A 4,559-nucleotide genomic window follows, 5' to 3' on the forward strand; every position below is an offset into this window, starting at 1 on the left:
CCGGCGTTTGAGGCGCGGGGGCAGGGGCGGCGCCCCTGGGAACCTGGAGCGGCTCCGTGCAGCGGCAGGGGCGGCCGGGGCGGGATATGGGGTCGTCGGGGGATCGGGGGGTGAGAAGAATGGCGGCATGACGACACGTGCCAGGTCCTTCGACGCCGCCGCAGCCCTCTACCACGCCTCCCGCCCCGGCTACCCCGACGCGCTGTTCGACGCCGTCGAAGAGCTCGCCGGGGCGTCCCTGCGCGGGGCCCGGGTGGCCGATGCGGGGGCCGGGACCGGGATCGCCAGTGCCCTGCTGCACGCGCGCGGGGCCCGGGTGCTCGCCGTGGAGCCCGGCGACGGCATGGCCGCCGAGCTCCGCCGTGCGCACCCGGGGATCCCGGTCGTGCGCGGCGACGGCGACCGCCTCCCCCTCGCCTCGGACTCCCTCGACTTCCTGACCTACGCCCAGGCCTGGCACTGGACCGACCCGGCCCGTTCCGTCCCCGAGGCCCGCCGCGTGCTCCGCCCGGGCGGAGCCCTCGCCCTCTGGTGGAACGACCTGGACCTGTCCGTCGACTGGATCGCCGAGCAGGACGAGCGGATCGCCGGGCTCTTCGGCGCCCCCGCCGGCCCCCAGCCGCGGGAGGACCCGGAGGAGCTGGGGCTCGCCACCCGCGAGGTGCGCTGGTCGCGCCGGATCCCGGTGGACGCGCACCTCGCCAACCTCTCCAGCCACTCCGCCTTCCTCCTCCTCGGGGAGTCCGCCACCCGGGAGTTCACCGGGGCCGAGCGGGCGCGGCTGCTGGAACGCTTCCCCGACGGGACGGTCGAGGAGGCCTACGTGGTCACCCTCCGCGTGGCCGTCGTCTGAGGGAGGCCGGAGGGGGCAGGGAGGCTGCGGACCACCTCCGCCCGGCACTGCGACGGCCCGCCCCACGCGTCGCGCAGCGGCCGGGCCCTGCGCAGCCACAGGGACAGGTCCAGCTCCTCCGTGTAGCCGACGGCGCCGTGCAGCTGGAGGGCGGTGCGGGCGGCCGCGTACGCCGCCTCGCCGGCGGTCAGCTTCGCCGCCGCGACGTCGCCGTCCGACAGGGACAGCGCGGCCGCCCACAGCAGCGGCCGGGCGAACTCCAGGTCCAGCAGGGTGTCCGCCAGCCGGTGCTTGACCGCCTGGAAGCTCCCGACCGGCACCCCGAACTGGGTGCGCTGCTTCACGTACTCCACCGTGCGGGCCAGCAACGCCTCGCCGACGCCCAGGCACTGGGCCGCCGTCAGCAACCGCGCCCACCGCGCGGCCACCCCGGCGGCGGCCGACACCGCCGGACCGGCCGCCAGCGGCTCCCCGCCCGCCCCGGGGAGGAAGAGCCCCCGCGCCGGATCGAGGGAGGCCAGCCGCTCCCCGCCACCGGGCACCAGCCACAGCTCACCCGCGTCCGGAGCCGCGTCCGGAGCCAGAGCCCGAGTCCGAGCCGACCCCGAGCCCGAGGCCGCCACCCCCGACGCCGCCGCAGCGGCAGCCGTGTCCCCGGCCCCCGCGTCCGGAGCCGGACCCGCCTCCGCCGCCGTAGCCGTGTCCCCCGCCCCCCTCACGGCGAAGCACCACTCCGCCGCGTCCGCGTCCAGGGCGTACGGGGAGCCGCCCGGCAGGGTCAGGGTGGCCAGGGAGTCTCCCGTGAGGAGGCCCGGGAGGAAGCGTTTCGCCGGGGCCTCCTCCCCGCGCCGGGCCAGCTCCCCCAGCAGCACCACCGTCGCGGCCGTCTCCACCGCCGGGCCCGCCACCCCCGCCCGGCCCAGCTCCACGAAGGCCAGCGCCAGTTCCACCGGGAGCGGCCCCAGCCCCTCGTACGCCTCCGGCGCGGCCAGCGCGCACAGCCCGGTTCCGGCGAGCCGGGACCACAGGGCCAGCCCGGGCCCGTGGTCGCCGGCCGCCCAGGCCCGTACGGTCGCCGGGACCTCCGCCGCGCCCAGCAGGGAGCGCAGGGTACGGGCGAAGTCGGACTGTTCCCCGGTCGGCAGGAAGCGCATCAGCGGCGGCCCTTCGGAAGGCCGAGCAGCCGCTCGGCGATGATGTCGCGCTGGATCTCGTTCGTCCCCGCGTAGATCGGCCCGGCCAGCGAGAACACCCACGGCTCGGCCCACGGCCCCTGCGCCAGCTCCGCGTCCGGCCCCAGCAGGTCCAGGGCCGTCTCGTGCAGGGCGATGTCGTACTGGGACCAGAACACCTTGTTCAGGCTGGACTCGGCGCCGATCTCCCCGCCCGCCGCGAAGCGGGTGGCTCCGGCCCAGGTGAACAGCTCGTAGGCACGCGCCCCCACCACCGCGTCCGCGACCCGGTCCCGCAGCGCCGTGTCCGCCGGGTCCCCCCGCTCCCGCCACAGGGCGGCCAGCCGGGCGGCCGTGGCCAGGAACCGGCCGGGGGAGCGCAGGGTCAGCCCGCGCTCGTTGCCCGTCGTCGACATGGCGATCCGCCAGCCCTGCCCCGGCTCCCCGATCACGTCCTCGTCGGGCACGAAGACCCGGTCCAGGAAGAGCTCCGCGAAGGCCGGCTTGCCGTCGAGCCGGCCGATGGGGCGGACCGTCACGCCCGGCGCGCGCAGGTCGAACATCAGGTACGTCAGCCCGTGGTGGGGCTTCGCGGCGTCCGGGTCGCTGCGGAAGATCCCGAACGCGCGGTCGGCGAAGGCGGCCCGCGAGGACCAGGTCTTCTGCCCCGACAGCAGCCAGCCGCCCTCGGTGCGCTCCGCCCGGGACCTCAGCGAGGCCAGGTCCGAGCCCGACTCCGGCTCCGACCAGGCCTGTGCCCAGATCACCTCGCCGCTCGCCATGGACGGCAGCACCCGCGCCCGCTGCCCGGGCGTGGCGTGGTCGAAGAGGGTCGGGGCCAGCAGGCTGATGCCGTTCTGCGAGACCCGGCCGGGCGCGCCCGCCGCCCAGTACTCCTCCTCGAAGACCAGCCACCGCTCGATGTCCGCGCCCCGGCCTCCGTACTCCTCGGGCCAGGACACCGCCGACCAGCGGCCGGCGTGCAGTTCGGCCTCCCACTCCCGGTGCGCCGCGAAGCCCTGCTCCGTCTCCAGCGAGGGCAGCGCGGCGTCCGGCACGTGCTCGCGCAGCCAGGCCCGGGCCTCGGCCCGGAAGGCCGCCACCTCGGGGGAGTGGTCGAGGTCCATCAGCCGTCCGCCTCCTTCACGCACGCCTTCCCTAACAAGTGTTTGGTAGGTTAACGTACGGCCATGAGCAGCGTCGAGGAGTCCCGCAACGAGGCGCCCGCCTACGTCCCCGCCCACGGTCTGCTGCGCGGCCGCACCGCCGTCATCACGGCCGCGGCCGGAGCCGGGATCGGCGGCGCCACCGCCCGCCGCTTCCTGGAGGAGGGGGCCCGCGTCCTGATCAGCGACGCCCACGCCCGCCGGCTGAAGGAGAGCGAGGACGCCCTCGCCGCCGAGTTCGGCGCGGACCGGATCGCCTCCCTGCCCTGCGACGTCACCGACGAGGACCAGGTCCGGGCCCTCTTCGCGCACGCCGGGCGGCTCCACGGCGGCCTCGACGTCGTCGTCAACAACGCCGGGCTCGGCGGCACCGCCGCCCTCGTAGACATGACCGACGAGCAGTGGACCCGCGTCCTCGACGTCACCCTGAACGGCACCTTCCGCTGCACCCGCGCCGCCCTGCGCGCCCTGAAGGACTCCGGACGCGGCGGCGTCATCGTCAACAACGCCTCCGTCATCGGCTGGCGCGCCCAGACCGGCCAGGCCCACTACGCCGCCGCCAAGGCCGGGGTGATGGCCCTGACCCGCTGCGCGGCGCTGGAGGCCGCCGAGTTCGGGGTACGGATCAACGCGGTCGCCCCGAGCCTGGCCATGCACCCGCACCTGGCGAAGGTGACCAGCGAGGAGCTGCTGGCCGAACTCACCGCCCGCGAGGCCTTCGGCCGCCACGCCGAACCCTGGGAGATCGCCAACGTCATCGTCTTCCTGGCCAGCGGCTACTCGTCCTACATGACGGGCGAGACCGTCTCGGTCAGCAGCCAGCACCCCTAGGGGGTGTTGCGAAAGCACCGCACAGGACTTTCGCAACACCCCCTAGGCCCGGACCAGAATGGGCCCGTGCCAACGAACAAGCCGACAGCCAAGCCGACCGCCGAGCCCGGCGCGAAGAAGAAGCCGCAGGTGACCCCCTCACCCGAGCGGCGCAGGGAACTCCTCGCCACCGCCGCCGAGGTCTTCGCCGCCCAGGGCTACGACGCCACCACCGTCCGCAAGATCGCCGACGCCGCCGGGATGCTCGCCGGCAGCCTCTACTACCACTTCGATTCCAAGGAATCGATGCTCGACGAGATCCTCTCGGCCTTCCTGAACGAGCTGTGGGACGGGTACGACACCGTCCTCGCCGCCGGCCTCGGCCCCCGGGAGACCATCGAGGCCCTCGTCACCGAGTCCTTCCGGGAGATCGACCGGCACCGCGCCGCCGTCGCGATCTACCAGAAGGAGGCCCGCACCCTCTCCGCGCAGCCCCGCTTCCACTACCTCTCCGACTCGCAGGTGAAGTTCGAGAAGGCATGGCTGGGGACGCTGGAG

5 protein-coding genes are annotated in these 4,559 nt (G+C 75.2%); 3 read left to right on the top strand and 2 right to left on the bottom strand.

Going from position 1 to position 4,559, the window contains the following annotated elements:
- The first annotated feature begins 127 nt into the window (after positions 1–127).
- Positions 128–853 carry a class I SAM-dependent methyltransferase gene (locus tag VR44_RS36140; protein WP_045951893.1) on the top strand — a complete coding sequence of 242 codons (726 nt, stop codon included), beginning with the start codon at positions 128–130 and terminating at the stop codon, positions 851–853.
- Here VR44_RS36140 and VR44_RS36145 read toward each other — a convergent pair.
- Both VR44_RS36145 and VR44_RS36150 read right to left on the bottom strand, forming a co-directional pair.
- Complete coding sequence (locus VR44_RS36145; RefSeq protein WP_045951894.1) at positions 820–2,007, bottom strand: acyl-CoA dehydrogenase family protein; 1,188 nt, start codon at positions 2,005–2,007, stop codon at positions 820–822. The genes VR44_RS36140 and VR44_RS36145 overlap by 34 nt on opposite strands.
- Complete coding sequence (locus VR44_RS36150; protein ID WP_045951895.1) at positions 2,007–3,152, bottom strand: acyl-CoA dehydrogenase family protein; 1,146 nt, start codon at positions 3,150–3,152, stop codon at positions 2,007–2,009. The genes VR44_RS36145 and VR44_RS36150 overlap by 1 nt, the downstream gene beginning before the upstream one ends.
- 63 nt (positions 3,153–3,215) lie before the next feature.
- On the opposite strand from VR44_RS36150, the gene VR44_RS36155 reads away from it, so the two are divergent.
- Both VR44_RS36155 and VR44_RS36160 read left to right on the top strand, forming a co-directional pair.
- Positions 3,216–4,022 (top strand): SDR family oxidoreductase, encoded by an 807-nt coding sequence (locus tag VR44_RS36155; RefSeq protein WP_045951896.1) that lies wholly within the window; start codon positions 3,216–3,218, stop codon positions 4,020–4,022.
- Between the two features lie 66 nt (positions 4,023–4,088).
- On the top strand, positions 4,089–4,559 hold a 471-nt coding region (locus tag VR44_RS36160), incomplete at its 3' end, for a TetR/AcrR family transcriptional regulator (RefSeq protein WP_045951897.1).

The sequence above is a fragment of the Streptomyces katrae genome, assembly GCF_000966975.1.
GTDB lineage: Bacteria > Actinomycetota > Actinomycetes > Streptomycetales > Streptomycetaceae > Streptomyces > Streptomyces katrae.

Excerpts from the sequence above, each read along its gene's own strand:
- VR44_RS36155 (WP_045951896.1), top strand. The coding sequence starts at position 3,216 with ATGAGCAGCGTCGAGGAGTCCCGCAACGAGGCGCCCGCCTACGTCCCC.
- VR44_RS36150 (WP_045951895.1), bottom strand. The coding sequence starts at position 3,152 with ATGGACCTCGACCACTCCCCCGAGGTGGCGGCCTTCCGGGCCGAGGCC.
- VR44_RS36140 (WP_045951893.1), top strand. The coding sequence starts at position 128 with ATGACGACACGTGCCAGGTCCTTCGACGCCGCCGCAGCCCTCTACCAC.
- VR44_RS36145 (WP_045951894.1), bottom strand. The coding sequence starts at position 2,007 with ATGCGCTTCCTGCCGACCGGGGAACAGTCCGACTTCGCCCGTACCCTG.